16 protein-coding genes are annotated in these 16,966 nt (G+C 52.9%); 9 read left to right on the forward strand and 7 right to left on the reverse strand.

Features of this window, described 5'->3' with window-relative positions; all coding sequences use genetic code 11:
- Positions 1-12: 12 nt before the first annotated feature.
- The 7 genes from HV832_RS14790 to HV832_RS14820 all read left to right on the forward strand — a co-directional run bounded on the left by HV832_RS14790 (position 13) and on the right by HV832_RS14820 (position 7,478).
- Entirely contained in the window at positions 13-1,212 is a 1,200-nt protein-coding gene (locus HV832_RS14790; RefSeq protein WP_176804623.1) for an aminotransferase-like domain-containing protein, read from the forward strand.
- Positions 1,213-1,510: 298 nt separating this feature from the next.
- The gene (locus HV832_RS14795) at positions 1,511-2,119 is read left to right on the forward strand and encodes an outer membrane lipoprotein (RefSeq protein ID WP_176804624.1); all 609 of its coding nucleotides are present in this window, start codon (positions 1,511-1,513) and stop codon (positions 2,117-2,119) included.
- A gap of 192 nt (positions 2,120-2,311) precedes the next feature.
- Positions 2,312-3,139 carry a substrate-binding periplasmic protein gene (locus HV832_RS14800; RefSeq protein WP_176804625.1) on the forward strand — a complete coding sequence of 276 codons (828 nt, stop codon included), beginning with the start codon at positions 2,312-2,314 and terminating at the stop codon, positions 3,137-3,139.
- Between the two features lie 25 nt (positions 3,140-3,164).
- Positions 3,165-5,153, forward strand: coding sequence for a sensor histidine kinase (locus HV832_RS14805; protein ID WP_176804626.1), 1,989 nt, complete (start codon positions 3,165-3,167; stop codon positions 5,151-5,153).
- Positions 5,154-5,236: 83 nt separating this feature from the next.
- Complete coding sequence (locus tag HV832_RS14810) at positions 5,237-5,959, forward strand: pseudouridine synthase (protein ID WP_176804627.1); 723 nt, start codon at positions 5,237-5,239, stop codon at positions 5,957-5,959.
- A 140-nt stretch (positions 5,960-6,099) separates the two neighbouring features.
- Positions 6,100-6,711 carry a ParA family protein gene (locus HV832_RS14815; RefSeq protein WP_176804628.1) on the forward strand — a complete coding sequence of 204 codons (612 nt, stop codon included), beginning with the start codon at positions 6,100-6,102 and terminating at the stop codon, positions 6,709-6,711.
- A gap of 167 nt (positions 6,712-6,878) precedes the next feature.
- Entirely contained in the window at positions 6,879-7,478 is a 600-nt protein-coding gene (locus HV832_RS14820) for a lysophospholipid acyltransferase family protein (RefSeq protein WP_176804629.1), read from the forward strand.
- Positions 7,479-7,535: 57 nt separating this feature from the next.
- On the opposite strand, the gene HV832_RS14825 is transcribed toward HV832_RS14820, so the two are convergent.
- The gene (locus tag HV832_RS14825) at positions 7,536-8,618 is read right to left on the reverse strand and encodes an acyltransferase family protein (RefSeq protein WP_176804630.1); all 1,083 of its coding nucleotides are present in this window, start codon (positions 8,616-8,618) and stop codon (positions 7,536-7,538) included.
- Between the two features lie 235 nt (positions 8,619-8,853).
- Here HV832_RS14825 and HV832_RS14830 point away from each other — a divergent pair, with 235 nt between their 5' ends.
- Positions 8,854-9,513 carry a flagellar basal body-associated FliL family protein gene (locus tag HV832_RS14830; RefSeq protein ID WP_176804631.1) on the forward strand — a complete coding sequence of 220 codons (660 nt, stop codon included), beginning with the start codon at positions 8,854-8,856 and terminating at the stop codon, positions 9,511-9,513.
- 184 nt (positions 9,514-9,697) lie between these two features.
- On the opposite strand, the gene HV832_RS14835 is transcribed toward HV832_RS14830, so the two are convergent.
- The 6 genes from HV832_RS14835 to HV832_RS14860 all read right to left on the reverse strand — a co-directional run bounded on the left by HV832_RS14835 (position 9,698) and on the right by HV832_RS14860 (position 14,000).
- Positions 9,698-10,183, reverse strand: coding sequence for a CinA family protein (locus HV832_RS14835; protein ID WP_176804632.1), 486 nt, complete (start codon positions 10,181-10,183; stop codon positions 9,698-9,700).
- Positions 10,184-10,339: 156 nt separating this feature from the next.
- Positions 10,340-10,864: a phosphatidylglycerophosphatase A family protein gene (locus tag HV832_RS14840; RefSeq protein ID WP_223827349.1), complete on the reverse strand. Its 525-nt coding sequence runs from the start codon at positions 10,862-10,864 to the stop codon at positions 10,340-10,342.
- Entirely contained in the window at positions 10,861-11,829 is a 969-nt protein-coding gene (gene thiL / locus HV832_RS14845; protein WP_176804633.1) for a thiamine-phosphate kinase, read from the reverse strand. The genes HV832_RS14840 and thiL overlap by 4 nt, the downstream gene beginning before the upstream one ends.
- 277 nt (positions 11,830-12,106) lie before the next feature.
- On the reverse strand, positions 12,107-13,291 hold the full coding sequence (locus tag HV832_RS14850) for an FAD-dependent oxidoreductase (RefSeq protein ID WP_176804634.1): 1,185 nt from the start codon (positions 13,289-13,291) through the stop codon (positions 12,107-12,109).
- Between the two features lies 1 nt (position 13,292).
- The gene (locus HV832_RS14855) at positions 13,293-13,457 is read right to left on the reverse strand and encodes a rubredoxin (RefSeq protein ID WP_176804635.1); all 165 of its coding nucleotides are present in this window, start codon (positions 13,455-13,457) and stop codon (positions 13,293-13,295) included.
- Between the two features lie 63 nt (positions 13,458-13,520).
- Positions 13,521-14,000 carry a rubrerythrin family protein gene (locus tag HV832_RS14860; RefSeq protein ID WP_176804636.1) on the reverse strand — a complete coding sequence of 160 codons (480 nt, stop codon included), beginning with the start codon at positions 13,998-14,000 and terminating at the stop codon, positions 13,521-13,523.
- A 312-nt stretch (positions 14,001-14,312) separates the two neighbouring features.
- On the opposite strand from HV832_RS14860, the gene HV832_RS14865 reads away from it, so the two are divergent.
- Positions 14,313-16,622 (forward strand): NADP-dependent malic enzyme, encoded by a 2,310-nt coding sequence (locus HV832_RS14865; protein ID WP_218132054.1) that lies wholly within the window; start codon positions 14,313-14,315, stop codon positions 16,620-16,622.
- Positions 16,623-16,966: the final 344 nt, after the last annotated feature.

The raw sequence follows: 16,966 nt of genomic DNA on the forward strand, positions 1-16,966 counted from the left end.
AGTGAGACCAGCATGAAACTTGAAAATCCTACCCCTATCAATTGGAAATTCTCCGACCGCGCAGAACAACTGCAAAGCTCGGCGATTCGTGAGATTCTGAAAGTGACCATGCGTCCGGAAGTGATCTCTTTTGCCGGCGGCCTGCCTTCACCGGAGACTTTTCCGGTGGAGCGCATGAAGGCGGCGTTCGATAAGGTATTATCGACCCAGGGCAAGGCTGCATTGCAATACGGCCCGACCGATGGCTATGCGCCATTGCGCGAATTCCTGGCCGACTCGCTGTCGGTGGATGGTTCGCGTATTTTGCCGGAGCAGATCCTGATGGTGTCCGGTTCGCAGCAAGGGCTGGATTTGCTCGGCAAAGTGCTGGTCGATGAGGGGAGTAAAGTGCTGGTCGAAACACCGAGCTATCTGGGTGCCTTGCAGGCATTTTCTGTGTACCGGCCTGAGTTCGTTTCTGTGGATACGGATGCACACGGCCTGATCCCGGCTTCCGTCGCCAGCAAAGGCGCCGGCGCGCGCCTGATGTATGCCCTGCCAAATTTCCAGAATCCGACTGGCCGTACTTTGTCGGTTGAACGCCGCGTCGAGCTGGTGGAAACCTGCGCCCGCATGGGGATTCCGCTGATCGAGGATAATCCTTACGGCGATCTGTGTTACAGCGGCGAGCCGTTACCAAAGATGCTGAACATGAATCCGGGCGGCGTCATCTACATGGGTTCTTTTTCCAAGGTACTGACTCCCGGCATCCGTCTGGGTTATGTGGTTGGCCCGACACCGCTGATCCGTAAGCTGGAACAGGCCAAACAGGCAGCTGACCTGCATACGGCGCAACTGACCCAGATGGTGGTGTACGAAGTCATCAAGGATGGTTTCCTGGCCGAACATATTCCGACCATCCGCAACCTGTATTCGCGCCAGTGCAATGTCATGCTGGACGCAATGAAAAAACATTTCCCGGCTGGTGTCGAATGGACCACGCCCGAAGGCGGCATGTTCATCTGGATCACGTTGCCAGCGCATATCGACAGCAATGAATTGCTGGCAGAAGCGATTCAGCAGAACGTCGCGTTCGTACCCGGTGGACCGTTCTATGCAAACGAGGCAGAAAAAAACACCATGCGTCTGTCCTTTGTCACCGTGTCTCCGGAGCGTATCAATGAAGGCATTGAAAAACTGGGCAAACTGATCAAGGCCAGAATCCCGGCCTGATAATCCCCGATGGCGTACGCATCCCATGACCGGATGACCTTCGTAAAACCCGTCGTACTGGCGGGTTTTTTTATAGTGTTACTAAAAAGTCCGAAAGGCCGAAAGACATAAAAATGGTGAGGAATTGTAAGATAAGTCACTTGTTGGCAGCGTCCGGTATTGAATTAAGACGTCATCGGAAAAAATGCACAGCGTAAAAATATTGTATGGTGGTATGAAATTCTCAAAATCTGGTTCACCTGTTGTCTGAGGTGAACTATATTGAAGTTCCGTTAATATGAAAAAAAGGGGGTTGGTGATGAAAAAGCAGCTGATCGGGATGATGGTTCTGTGTGTCTTGACAGGCATAGCCATGGCTCAGAATAACAACACTGCCAAAACGGCCTATGCCGAAGCCTCGCGTCAGGCTGCCGCGCGTTATGCCGATGACAAAAAATTGTGCGCAGACGAAACCAGTTCCAGTGCCCGCATGCAGTGTCTGCGTGATGCCAAGACCGAATATAACAAAGCGCTGGCTGCCGCCAAGACCAGTTCTGGCACGGCAACGGCTACCGGTAGTAAGAATACCGCCACATGTGCTGACTGTGGCCGCGTAGTGGCGGTTCATGTATCGGAAAAGGAAGGGGAAGGCGGAGCATTGGGCGTGATCGCCGGCGGTGTGGCCGGTGCCTTGCTGGGTAATCAGGTCGGCGGCGGTACCGGGCGCGATCTGGCAACGATTGCCGGTGCGGCCGGCGGGGCGTATGCCGGACATAAAATTGAGCAGAAAGCGAAAGCCAGTAAAGTCTGGACGGTCAGCGTCCAGTATGACAACGGTAATAAACAGGATTATCAGTTTGAAGCCGATCCTGGCTATCAGAGCGGCGATCTGGTCAGGTCTAATGGCAATACGATCATCCGCCGTTAAGCGTACCTGACGTCCATGGCACGCGCTTTTTGCGGGCGTCCGGGCGTTTTCAGGCAGTTTTGCCCCGTTATTGTGCAACGCCGACTTAGCCGGCGTTGTACTGGTATGCTGTCAAAACGAGTTTCTTGCTTAGACATGATTCCGGGGTTAGACTGCAAAAACCTTATTTTCGCCGCAGGAGATCACGGTTCTATGGGCAGGCATATCAGATATTCCGTCATCCGATCAAGGCAGTTTATCCTGCTTGCCCTGTTCTCCGGCATGGCATTCTGGTCAGTCAATGTTGCAGCCGATGAGTTATGCAAAAAACTGATTGCCACTGGTAATCCGGAATACCCGCCATTTCTCTGGCGCGATCCCGACGATGAAAACCGCCTTATCGGCGCTAATGCAGAGCTGATGCAGGTATTGTCCAAAGAAATCGGTATCCCGATTGAGGTGCGCTATCTGGGGCCGTGGGGGCGGGTGCAGGAAGAGGCGAAACTGGGTCGGATTGATTTGCTGGCCGGGGCATTTCTGACACTCGCCCGGCTCGATTATATGGATTATTTTTATCCGTCTTTTCATAAAACCCATACGGTGATCTGGAGCCGGTCCGATCACAGTTTCATTTATAAAAAGTGGAGTGATCTCGCTGGCAGGCGTGGCGTGACGGTGATTAACAACAGTTTCGGCGAAGAGTTTGATCGCTATGCCAAAGAGTCTCTGAAAATTATGACCGTCGCCAGCCTTGAACAGGCACTGAATATCCTGACGCTGGGCCGGGCAGATTATCTGATTTATGAAGAAGATCCCGGCTATGCGTATATCGCTAAGCTCAATATCAATAATCTCAAAACCCGGATGCCAGCGATTACCAATGAAGATCTGTACGTCACTCTTTCACACAAATCTCCGTGCAACACGCCGGAGCTGCGCGCCCGCATTGCCCGCGCCATGTACCGGATAGAAAAACAGAATGTGATGAGCAAATTGGTCACTGCGCAGATTCAGCAATGGCGCAAACAGCAGTCTAAATAAACAGGCATCCGGACTGATGTATCTTTTGCGAAGCCTATCCTTGCGGCAGATATCGATTGCTGGCGTGGCGGTCGGTATTTTATTGCCGGCATTATTATTCGGCTATTTTGCCGTGACGTCCCGTTATGAACGCGAGCTGCAGCTGCGCATTCAGGATCCGATGTCCCAATATGCGGACATGTTGTCCAAAGCAATGGAAATCCCGATCTGGAATGTTGACAAGGATGTCGCCCAGACATTCGTGCAGGCAGTCATGCGTAATCCGGATGTGATTGCTGTGACGGTGACTGATGAGACCGGAGCCGTGTTCGTGCAAAGAAGCAAAGCGCACCTTCCCGGCAGCGGCGTGACTAGTGAGACTCGCCCGATCCGGCTTGAACAGAAAGTCATCGGTAAGGTCACCGTTGAGCTGACCAAGGAACATATTGACCGTGACTTAATCGACGATATTCTGAAAATGGTTGCCGGGTTGATTGTGCAGGTATTTTTTTCTTTTGTGCTGGTTTTGTTTGTGTTCGACCGCAGGATTGTTCGCCCGATCCAGGCACTGCAGCGCGCTACCCGGTTGTTGGCTGAGGGGAAATTGAACAATCCTCTGAAATGGCGTCGTCGCGATGAAATCGGTAATCTGGCGCAGGATCTCGATGCGATGCGGCTGAACCTGGGTAAATTGCTGAGCGAGCGCGAACAGCAGAATGATTTGCTGCAGCAAGAGCTCAGGGAGCGTCGTCGGGTTGAGCAGGAACTCAGGGATACCGAGATGAAATTCATCGCGATTTTCCAGGCATCCCCGGTTGCCATGCAAGTTCTGCGTAAAAATGGCAGTTACGTCATTGCAGACGCCAATGATGCGTGGTTGCGACAATTTCACTTCAAGCATGTCGGTGAGCTGTCCGGGGCGGGTATCCATGGAAAGCTGTGGCGTCACCTAGAAGATTTTGAAAAAATCGTACACTTGCTGGAACGTGATGGCGAGATTCATTCCTACGAAGCCTGGTGCCGCTGTGGTGATGGCGAAAAGATGCTGCTGTGTGAAATGTCTGGCCGCCTGATACGGATTGGCAACGATCCCCTGTTGCTGGTGGTGCAGGAGGATATCACGGAAAAACGACAGCATGAGCTGGATATCCGGAACATGAATGTCACGCTGGAAAAGCGCGTGTCTGAACGCACCCACGAGCTGGAAGAGACCAATACCGAGCTGACGGTCGTGCTGGAAAACCTGCAACGGGCGCAGCAGGAATTATTGCGTACTGAAAAAATGGCGGCATTGGGGTCGCTGGTGGCCGGTGTCGCCCATGAACTCAATACACCGATCGGCACCTGCGTCACGGTTGCCAGTACCTTGCAGCAGCAAACAGATGATGTTCTGCGGCAGTATGCACAAGGCATCAAGCGTTCGGCACTGGAAGAGTATTTGCATCATGCGCGCACGGGTAACGATCTGCTGCTGCGTAATCTTAGCAAGGCATCGGAACTGGTGATCAGTTTCAAACAGGTTGCAGTCGACCGGACCAGCGCTAACCGCCGTTTGTTTGCGATTGACGAAATGACTGATGAGCTGATCATGACACTCGGACCGATGATCCGTAAAACGAAACATCAGGTGGTGGCAGATCTGCCGAAAAAATTCATGATGGACAGTTATCCCGGTGCATTGGGGCAGGTGCTGACAAACCTGATTAATAACGCGTTTATTCATGCATTTGATGCCGAGACACGGGGGACGATCACTATTTCCGGTCATTTACTGAATCCGGATCTGATCGAACTGCTTGTCACCGATAATGGTAAAGGCATTCCGGCGGCTAATCTGGGACGTATTTTCGATCCGTTTTTTACCACCAGACTGGGGCAGGGCGGCAGCGGCCTGGGATTGAATATTGTCTATAACCTGGTGCGCGATGTCTTAAGTGGGAATATCGCCGTCGAAAGCCAGCCGGGTCATGGTTGTTGTTTCCGGATTACTTTGCCACGAATTGCCAGGAGCGCGGACCGGGGGCTGGAACATTGATCTGTGAATCATCGCGGCGTTTCAGCAAGAATATCCGTCGCCGGAACTAGCCTTGCCACGGACTGATCTGCTAAAGTCGCACCATGAGTAAATTATCTTTAGATCGCATCCTGCAGTCGCAGGGCTTTGGTACCCGCAAATATTGCCGTGAACTGGTGGAAGACGGCGAAGTGAGTATTCAGGGACAGGTGCTGGACAACTTTAAGCAGCCGGTTGAGACCGATGGTCTGGTGTTTCATATTTTTGATGAAGACTGGGAATATCGCGAGCATGTCTATCTGGTGCTGAATAAACCAGGAAATTTTGAATGCTCGCGCAAACCAAGCCATCACCCCGGTGTGCTGACCTTGCTGCCGGAGCAGTTCAGCTGGCGTGATGTGCAGCCGGTAGGACGGCTGGATCACGATACAACCGGGATGTTGCTGATGTCGGACGACGGGCCGTTTATCCACGCGCAGTCTTCGCCGAAACGCCATATTCCGAAAGTGTACGAGGCCACCACGGCTGATCCTGTAACACCGGAGCTGGTAGCGACGCTGCTGGCGGGCGTCAAGTTGCATGATGAACCTGCCCCGCTGGCCGCGCAGACATGCCGTCAGCTGAGCGAACACAAACTGGAAATCATTCTGGAGCAAGGGAAATACCATCAGGTCAAACGGATGCTGGCGGCAGCCGGTAACCATTGTGCGGCATTGCAACGTACTGCCATCGGACAGCTGACACTGAAATCGCTGAATCTGCAAGAGGGCGAGTGGTGTTATCTGACGGCAGAGCAGATGGCCTTACTGGTTCCTTCCCAGTCATAAGCGCAATCGTAATATCGGGACTGAGCGCTGGCAGTGGTAGCTTTTGTGGCGATTCGGCAGTTGCAGGGTGGTTTGCCGGTCAATCTGAGTAAGCTGGATAATCTGAACAATCTGGATGAGCAGAATTAAGGAGTATCAGTATGCAGGTGATTGCAATAGTGAATCCTAAAGGCGGTGCCGGTAAGAGCACGGTTGCCACCAATCTTGCCGGGTATCTGGCTTCACGTGGTCATCAGGTCATGCTGGGGGATGTCGATGTCCAGCAATCGTCCCGCACCTGGCTGGATTTACGTCCTGCCAGTCTGCCACCGATTACGGCCTGGGAGGTCAACGAAAATCTGATCGCCAAGCCACCCAAAGGCACGACCCATGTGATACTGGATACACCGGCCGGCCTGAAAGGACATAAACTTGATGCCGTGCTGAAAATAGCCGACCGGCTCATCGTGCCTTTGCAACCATCGATTTTCGATATTCTGGCAACGGAAACCTTTCTGAAAAAACTGGCGCGCCGCGAGCAGAAATGCGCCGTCGGTGTGCTTGGCATGCGGGTGAATGCGCGTAGCCGGGCGGCTGATCAGCTGGCGCATTATGTCGGGCAACTGGGGCTGCCGGTGCTGGGTTATCTGCGCGATACACAGAACTACATTCAGCTGGCTGCACATGGCGCGACATTATGGGATGTGGCGCCATCGCGGGTTGAAAAAGACCTTGCCCAATGGGGCGAAATATTGCGCTGGCTGCAGTCCTGATTCATTTCTTCGGCGTACTTTGGCTGAACCTGAACAACCCTGGCTGGATTTGTCTTTGATCACAGGTAGCGAATAAAAATTCCCCGCCCGGCCCGGATATCCATATAATGCCGTCTCTCTCACCTCTCAGCAGGTGGATTTATCTTTTGATATCAAAGACTTATGGCATGCACGCAACTATTTTTCAAACTCCTGTTGTCCGCACACTCATGCGCTGGATTTCTGTCATGGTTTTACGCTTGTGCGGCTGGCGGATTGAAGGGATCACTCCGGCAGAACCGAAATACGTGCTGATTGCCGCGCCGCATACCAGTAACTGGGATTTTCCGGTCACACTGATGGTGTGCTTCGCTTTGCGCCTGAAAGTGTACTGGATGGGCAAGGTCAGCCTGTTTCCGCCGGTGGTCGGCGTGGTCATGCGCTGGCTGGGAGGAATTCCGGTGAATCGCAATCGCGCATCGAATCTGGTGCAGAGTACCGTTGATGCATTTCATGCCAGCCAGACGCTGACGGTGATCGTACCTCCGGAAGGAACGCGGGGAAAAGTTACGCACTGGAAAACCGGTTTTTACTACATTGCCGCCGGTGCCGGCGTTCCGATTGCCCTGGGATATCTGGATTTCAAGCGCAAAGCCGGCGGCATTGGTCAGATGTTTTACCCCACCGGCGATATCGTTGCTGACATGGAATATATTCAGGATTTTTACCGCAGCATTCATGGAAAAAATCCCCAGCAATTCAGCGCCGATCACATTCAGATCCGGTGATGGAGAACCGGCGTGTCGTCCGCTTGCTGTCTGCTATTAAGCATATTCATATCAGAGTTATTCCGGTTTTAAAGGCTTGGTTTCTGAGACCGCAGGTACGATGGCGGTGACGCTGTCTCGTGTCTGTGGCAGCAGCAGCCATTGCATCGGCTGCAGGATCAGTTTTTGCGTCAACCATTCGCAATGAGGATGTGCGCCGAGATATACGATGACAGCACTGGATGCGAGGGAAATCAGTAGTCTGGCGGCATCTTCCATCTGGAAAATACGGTTCAGGATGCCCAACTGGTACAGCGCGATCAGTGCCATGCCGTGCCACAGGAAAACATACATGGATTGCCGGCCGATGCGGGCCAATCCCAGATCGCGGCGGCTTAACAGATGCAGTACGGATAAGCCCAGCATGCCGGATACGGCATACTGCAGCAGCTGATAAAGGCTGCCGGTCGGATTTGCCATGCCGAGCCGTTGCAGCGAAAAACTGCCATACAGCCAGCGGTAATCAAAATTCGCAGGCAGCAAAAAACAGACGACAATGCTGCTTGCCGTAATCATCAGTGCCAGAGCAGTCCAGACAAACTTGCGCCGCAAGTTGAAAAAATTGGGACCCAGCTGCCAGCCAAGCACAAAAAACGGAAAAAATATCAGCGTGCGTGAGCTGCTGAGCAGATAGCCTGTGTGTTCCGAATAGGAGGTAACCATCGCCAGCACCACTGCCAGCATGACCGGGAACTGCAAACGGGCGAATAAGGGCAGCAGCAGACGCCAACTCAACAGGCTTAACAGATACCACAGCATCCAGTAAGGTGCGATCAGCCCGGCATATACGCTGAAGCTGCCGCGCAGCAGATATTCGGTCAGTTCGTAGATCAGCTCGAAACTGATCAGTGGCGCAAGAATATTTTTAATCAACTGTCCCGATTGCCGCTGGTCCAGCACAGGTTTTGACACCATGCCGGAAACCAGCGCAAACATTGGCATGTGAAAGGCATAGGCAAAAATCCAGATCGGGCGCAAAAAGGCGTCGTTACTGATATGCAATTCGATGAGATGCCCAAAAACCACCAGAAATATCAGGATTGCTTTGATATTATCGAGGAAGACATTTCTGTTCTGAGATGGAAGGACTGCGCTGGACATTACGGCACGGGAAATCGGAAAATCTCTCATCATAAACGAAAGCCCGCAACAGAGTGGCAGTCACTTTGTAACGAAATGACGTTTTTAGCATTCCCGCTTTTCATTGAGAATCCCCGATGACTGAAAAACAGGTCGTAACATCATGACATCAGCAGCACTACGAATTGAAAAATGTTTTCTCTGCGAAATTATTGCTGCGTTAAAATGGCCGGAGTAATTATCCCGGCGGGTGATCATGGCTAAAGATAAGACGAAATCGGCGATCCTGAGTTCAGAACTGGATTTCGAAAATGTAGATGGCAGTCCGATCAAGGATATGGATATCGATTTGTCGCATCTGCAGTTTGATCTGCCATCCGATAAAACGGACCCTGCCACTTTTCTGAGCAAGCCTGTTGCCGAAAAACCACCTATCAGGCCGCAGTCAGCTGCTTCACCAACCAAAAAGACCACGATATTATCAGCAGGAAAAAAAACTGCAGGCAAAAACAGCAAAATCAGCGATCGCATCACCCTGTATGCCGCAGTCATCGCGCTGTGTGGCTTCCTGATTATTTTCGGCAGCATTTTTTATTTCAAAGTGCTGGGCAGCGATGAGACTGTGCCGAGTTATCTTGTTTTGCCGCGGGCTGTGATTCATCCTGATGGACAGGTTGTACGCATACAGCTGACTTTACAGGTAGAAAGCAAAGATCGCGAATGGCTTGGTTCGAATAAGAAAGCCTTGTCGGACATCCTGCCGATTGTGCTGATGAATGTTGATCCGGAAGATTTACATTCAGAGAAAGGGTTTGAGCATTTGCGGGAACAACTGCGTCAGGAGTTCAATCAGCGTATGGGGACCAATAAAATCAATGCGGTGCTGGTCAATGAGTTATTGTCTCAGAGTCACTAATCCGGCAGACACTAAATACATCGTGCTGGTTTCGTGAAGGCGAATGCTGTTCTGAACCGTTTCATTTTATGTTGCCGTAATGTTGCTGCGACATGGTGTCAGGGATAACAATCTGGCCTGATGCTGTGTTGCGATGATTCTGCCGGTGCCATTGCAAGGCAAATGCACCGGTAACAATATCTGCTCACAGCTCCTGTAAATAACGCAGCAATTTCGCCAGTGCGTGCTGTACGGTCTGTTCTCTGACTGCATGGCGGTCACCGCTGAACACCAGCCTTTCCGTATGCGTGACGCCGCCCACCGTCCAGCCGAAGCAGACCGTGCCAACCGGCTTGCCTGGCACGGCTCCGGTTGGTCCTGCGATGCCGGTCGTGGAAAGGGATACATTGGCTTCGGAATGCGCGATCGCGCCTTCTGCCATGGCAGCAGCGATTTCCTCGCTGACTGCGCCGTGGCGTGCAATCAGTGCGGCGGAAATATCCAGCAGCTCGGTCTTGGATGAATTGGAATAGGTGACAAAACCGCAGTCGAACCATTCCGAAGAACCGGCAATTTCGGTGATGGCTTGCGACACACCGCCGCCTGTACAGGATTCGGCGACACTCAGCAGTAATTTTTTGTCTTTCAGTTCCGCACCGACCTGGGCGGCGAGTTCGAGTGTGGTTGGCATGATGTGTCTCCTGTCTGTGTGAATTGTTGGAAGGTAACAGGTGCAGCCATGAATGATCTGGCTGCAGAGTCTGACTTACTTTACCACCATGTGTGCTGCAAAGTGAAGCAGGCCGGCGCAGAATAAAAAGACTGTTGGTTGTTGTCCTCAGCAGATTCAGATCGCACGCCAGAGTGCGAACGTCAGTAGAGTGAAAAACGCTGCCACGATATCATCCCACATGACGCCGAAGCCGCCTTTCAGATGACGGTCAAAATAACGGATCGGTGGTGGTTTGACCATATCAAAAAAACGGAACAGCAGAAATGCACAGGTCTGCACGGCGCTGCTGGCCGGTGTCACGAACAGCAGGACGGCCCAGAACGCGATGATCTCATCCCACACCATACTGCCGTGATCTGCCACGCCGAGATGCTTGCCAGTGACACGACAGGCCCAGATACCGATCAGAAATCCGGCAATGATGACCCAGCTCCAGTGCAGCGGGGTGAACAGCAGCGGCCAGCGGGTGCTGAATATCTGAAAACTGAACCAGGCGAACAATGTGCCCATCGTTCCCGGCATCACCGGTGATAAGCCGCTGCCAAAACCCTGCGCCAGAATATGCGCCGGATGGCTCAGCATGAAGCGTCCGTTGACAGCAGGGAGTGAGGTGGCTGGTGGCGAATCGGCAGGCATCATGATGTCGTGAAATGGTCGAAAGATTGAAAGGCCAATGTGACCGGATCGCCCGCTGCATCGACGAGGCGCAAACCGGGAGCCGCATCAATGCTGCCAACCCTTGTCACAGGGGTGCCTGATTGTCTGGCGGCAGCCAGCACCTCATCGCGACGGTGTGGTGGCGCGGTAAAGCACAATTCATAATCGTCACCGCCATTGAGCGTGAACTGGCGTCGCAGTGACAGTGTCTGCTGTTGCAGCACCGGCCCGGCCGGCAGCCGGTCAAGCTCCAGTATGGCGCCGACAGACGAACGTTTCAGGATGTGCCCCAGATCGCCAGCCAGCCCGTCGGAAATATCGAGTGCGGCATGGGCAATTCCCCGCAATGCCATACCGAGTGCGACGCGTGGTGTGGGACGGTGCATGCGCAGTGCCGCCTGCAGATGATCTGCGCTGTTGAGCGGCACTTCTTTCCAATAAGCGCCCAGTGCCAGCCGGGCATCGCCGAGCGTGCCTGAAATCCAGATGTCGTCACCGGCCTGTGCGGCATCCCGGCGCAATGCGCTGCCCGGCGGCTGCTCACCCAGAATGGTGATGCAGATATTCAGCGGCCCTTTGGTGGTATCGCCGCCGATCAGCCGGCAGTGATGTTGGTCAGCCAGTTGCAGCAGGCCTGCGGCAAATTGTTCCAGCCAGTCCGGATTGGCCTCCGGCAGAGAAAATGCCAGTGTGAATCCCAGTGGCTGCGCACCCATCGCCGCGAGGTCGGACAGATTGACAGCCAGGCATTTGTGTCCCAGCCAGAAGGGGTCCGCATCCGGAAAAAAATGGCGGCCAGAAACCAGCATGTCGCTGGAAACGGCCAGCTGCATGCCGGGTGTGGGCTGGAGCAGGGCGCAGTCGTCACCGACGCCGAGCGCGAGCCACTCGTCGGCAACGGAGTGCCGCGCGAAATAACGTTGAATGAGTTCGAATTCTGAAAGCATGCCGCATTGTACTCAATGTCTTGCTGCATGCGTGGTATTGGTGCTGCCGACAGTCTGGCGGTGGTTTGTTCCAGAGTTACCAGCCACTTGGGATACTGCGCAATCAGGGCGCCGTAATCCGTTTTACGGCGAGCAGAATCTGATTATTGAATGACTGTTAGCCGGGGAGTATCAGTAAAAAACGGCCTGTTATCAACGTAAATAAAGGATCTTTCAATATACTGTGGGGAGTATATTGAAAGGGAAATTTGGCTTTGTTCTTTCTCTATCCACTGATTCAGGCAATCAGATGACAACTGCTCCCCAGTTCCTGCAACAAGGCGTTGCGTTGTTGCTGATCTTGCGGCGCCAGCCCGAATCCGCGCAGCTTGTCCTGATGGTCGTAAAAACGACTGATGGTGATTCCGCCTTCCTCGTCGGTTTCCCAGCGTCCGCGTTTTGCCAGGTCTGGCGCCACCGGCATCAGTGCAATCGGACAAGAGGGTGTTTTGACCAGCACTGGCATGGGTTTGAATTCGATACGTCGGGAGTGTCCGCTCAGATTTTGAGCGATGGTGCGGGCGGCAGCCATGACTGGCGCTACATACGGTAGCCACAGATGTGCGCCGTCTGGCTGGGCATATTCCGTACAGTCACCGAGCGCGTAAATTCCCGGAATGCTGGTTTCACCGAAGACGCTGACCCGTATACCGCGTCCGGTGGCCAATCCGGCGGATTCCGCCAGCCGCAGGTCTGGGCGTAGCCCGATAGCAGATAACACCAGATCGGCGGTCAGGCTTTGTCCGTTTGTCAGCGCGACTTGCAGGCTTGTGCCGGCATGTGTCAGATGCGTTGCCGTGGTGCCGGCTTGAATCCGCACCTGCTTTGCCAGTAAAGCCTGTTGCAACCTCCGGGAAACGGGTGGTGGCGCCAGTGCCGCCAGCGGCAGGGTATTTGGATCCACCAGCGTGACCCGATAGCCCGCGCCGGAAAAGTCATCGGCAAATTCACAGCCGATCAGACCTGCACCCAAAATCACGACATGCGCGCCGCTGCCTGCTGTATCCAGCCGTTTGCGCAACTCGGCATAGTCTTGCCAATGATTGACGGATAATATCTGATCCGCCGCATCGCCTTGCATAGTCAGCTGCACCGGCTTGGCGCCGACCGCCAGTACCAGCTGCTCAAACTCGAATTCGCCCGCACTGGTCAGCAGACTGCGCCTGGTGGCGGCGATCTGTTGTATCCGGGTGTTGGTCAGAATGGTGGCATTGAGCTGTGCAGCCATCTGCTCCGCACTCCGGCTTAACAGCGTCGTGATCGGCTTATTCTGCGCAAAGGCATTCGATAGCATCGGCTTGGAATAAAAACTGCCGTCATCGCCGGTAATGATCAGGAGCGGCGTGCTGCTGTCGAGCTGACGGAATTCACGGGCAACGGTGTATCCGGCCAGTCCGGAACCGGCAATGACGATGGGCTTCATCTCAGATCTCCACCATCTCGAAATCGGCCTTGGCGACGCCGCAGTCCGGACATTCCCAGTCTGCCGGGATATCTGTCCAGCGAGTGCCGGGGGCAATGCCTTCTTCCGGCAGGCCCTGCGCTTCATCATAAATAAATCCGCAAACGATGCATTGATAAGTTTTCATGGTTTTTTCTATCCTGGTATCGGTTATCTTGAGTCAAAATGTGTGGAGGTTTGTGGCGTCGGATCAGGCCTTGCTGGCATTGAGCACAGCGCGGTAATGATTGGCATGCCGCTCTTCCACTTTGGCCAGCGCTGCAAAGCGTTTTGCTGCCATGGCTAAAGTCCGTTGAAAATTTTCTGCGTGTTCTTTTGATTCGGCGATCTGCTCATCGTATTCGGCGACGGCGGCATGATTGCCTTCCTCCACGGCCAGGTGGCGGAAACGGGGATACATCTCGGTGTATTCGTAGGTTTCACCTTCAATCGCAATTTCCAGCGCCCGCTCAGGTGTCATCTGCGCTTTCGGGTAAAGCAGGTCGAGATGGCCGAAAGCATGCATCACTTCCTGATCGGCGGTCGCTTCAAAAGCCTTCGCGATGTCTTCCGCACCGGCTTCGCGGGCAAGTTTCGCAAAATAACGATATTTAATGTGCGCCATGGATTCCCCGGCAAATGCAGCTTCCAGATTCTGGATCGTGACAGATGGCTGATGTTGGTTACTCATACGTTTCTCCTGGTGAGGTGGTAAGTCATTCGGCTCGGATTAAAAACTATCAAACATGAGGTAATCATAGTCAATGATGATTAATTTTTGAAATTGATTAATTAAACTAAATTCATAGTTATTTTCTATATTTCATCTGAATGAAGGTTCGCGATGGGGATGTTTCATATTCTTTTGATAATCGACCTTCTATGCTTATGCTTCCAAGGCATAAAAGTCGTACAAATACGTATGAGGTTAGAGTAATCCCTCTGCTAAAATCTCAGGCTAAAGTAAGTTTTCAGTAAGCAAAATAGAAAGAAGGTCGAGCCCATGGATTCAGCAGATCAGAAAGAGCAGATACGTCAACAATTGCGTCAGGCAGCACTGGAGTACCATGAGTGCCCGTCTCCGGGAAAAATCAGCGTCACGCCAACCAAGCAATTGACCAACCAGCGTGACCTGGCGCTGGCCTACTCTCCTGGCGTGGCGGCACCTTGCGAAGAAATCGTGGCAGACCCGACCGCAGCCTTTAAATACACGGCGCGCGGCAATCTGGTCGGTGTGATTACTAACGGTACAGCCGTGCTGGGGCTGGGCAATATCGGCCCACTGGCATCCAAGCCGGTGATGGAAGGCAAGGGCGTACTGTTCAAAAAATTTGCCGGTATCGACGTGTTCGATATTGAAATCAACGAACCTGATCCTGACAAGCTGGTCGATATCATCGCTTCGCTGGAACCAACTTTTGGTGGGATCAACCTGGAAGATATCAAGGCACCGGAATGCTTTTACATTGAGCGCAAACTGCGGGAACGCATGAAGATTCCCGTCTTCCATGACGACCAGCACGGCACGGCAATCATTGTCGGCGCGGCGATTCTGAATGGCCTGAAAGTCGTGGGCAAAGACATTAAAAATACCAAAATGGTGGTGTCCGGCGCTGGCGCTGCAGCGCTGGCCTGCCTGGACCTGATCGTCGATCTGGGGTTTCCGATTGAAAATATTTTTGTGACTGATCTGGCTGGCGTGGTGTACAAGGGCCGTGCCGAACTGATGGATCCGGATAAAGAACGCTTTGCGCAAGATACAGCGGCACGCAGTCTGCGCGAGGTCATTCCTGGTGCAGATATTTTCCTCGGCCTGTCCGCTGCCGGCGTATTGAAGCAGGACATGGTTGCGCAGATGGCCGCTAAGCCGCTGATCCTTGCGCTGGCGAATCCGACACCTGAGATCCTGCCGGAAGAAGTCAAAGCCGTCCGCGATGATGCCGTCATGGCGACAGGCCGTTCTGATTTTCCGAATCAGGTGAATAACGTACTTTGCTTCCCTTATATTTTCCGTGGTGCGCTTGATTGCGGCGCGACCACCATCACAAGGGAAATGGAAATTGCTGTTGTACATGCGATTGCCGAACTCGCACAAGCTGAACAGTCTGACATCGTGGCCTCTGCCTACGGTATCAGCAACCTGTCATTTGGCCCGGAATACCTGATTCCGAAACCATTTGACCCGCGTCTGATGATAAAGATTGCGCCGGCAGTGGCGCGCGCAGCAGAAGAGTGCGGTGTTGCCGCCCGTCCGATCAAAGATATGCAGGCTTACGTTGAGAAGCTGCAGCAATTCGTCTATCACAGCGGCACTTTCATGAAGCCGCTGTTCCAGATCGCTAAAAAGGCGCCGGCAGAACGTAAACGGATTGTCTTTGCCGAAGGCGAAGAAGAGCGCGTACTGCGTGCTGTGCAGGTTGTGGTCGATGAAAAACTGGCGACCCCGATCCTGGTTGGCCGTCCGCACATTCTTGCCCAGCGCGTTGAAAAATTCGGTCTGCGGATTCGTCCCGGCGTTGACTTTCAGGTGATCAATCCTGAGTTCGACGAACGCTACCGCGATTACTGGCAAACCTATTACGCCATGACTTGCCGTAAAGGTGTGACGGAACAATATGCCAAGCTGGAAATGCGCCGCCGTCACACGCTGATCGGCTCGATGATGATTCACAAAGGCGATGCCGATGGTCTGATCTGCGGTACTTTCGGCACTACCGGCTTGCATTTGAATTACATCAATCAGGTTTTGGGCAGGCGAGAAGGCGTCAATGTTTACGCGGCAATGAATGGTCTGGTACTGCCGGATCGTCAGTTAGTGCTGGTGGATACGCATGTGAACGAAAATCCGACTGCCGAACAGATCGCAGAAATCACCATACTGGCTGCAGAAGAAATGCGCCGTTTTGGGCTGCAGCCAAAAGCGGCATTGCTATCGCATTCTAATTTCGGCTCCAGCAACAGCGAGTCCGCTCAGAAAATGCGTGCGGCACTGACGATTATTCAGCGTGAAGCACCGGATCTGGAAATCGATGGTGAAATGCACGGTGATACTGCGCTTGATTCCGCATACCGCAAGAAAATGATGCCGGGCTCCACCTTAAAAAGTGATGCCAATCTTCTGGTCATGCCAAATATTGATGCAGCAAACATTGCCTACAATTTGCTGAAAACCACGGCAGGCAATAACGTTGCAATCGGCCCGATCCTGCTTGGTTGCGCCAAGCCTGTACATATTTTGACGCCATCAGCAACAGTCCGTCGTATCGTCAATATGACTGCGTTGTGTGTTGTTGATGCACTGGCACAACGTTGACAATGAAAGCAACTGAAAAGGAATTGCCGCAGCCCCAAGTGCAGTGATTCTGGTTTCATTGCTCTCCGATATCAAAAGCCTGACTTATGCGAGTCAGGTTTTTTTATTATTGATGACAAAGGGTAGTTGACATGGGTAGGTAAGTCGTTCATAATCTCGTTTCTCTGCTGCTGACGAACAAAACGCTTCGCGGCCAGGCAAAAAGCCGGCAGACAAGAATACAGAATGCGATCTTTAACAATTAACAGTCAATAAATGTGGGCACTTGATGAAAGCGCACCGGTCAGTTTAACTGGCCGGCATGCTTAAAAAATATCAAATGTTCGCAAGAAATAACAAACAAG

Source organism: Cognatundibacterium oligocarboniphilum (genome assembly GCF_013377855.1).
In the GTDB taxonomy this organism is placed as follows: domain Bacteria; phylum Pseudomonadota; class Gammaproteobacteria; order Burkholderiales; family Burkholderiaceae_D; genus Undibacterium; species Undibacterium oligocarboniphilum.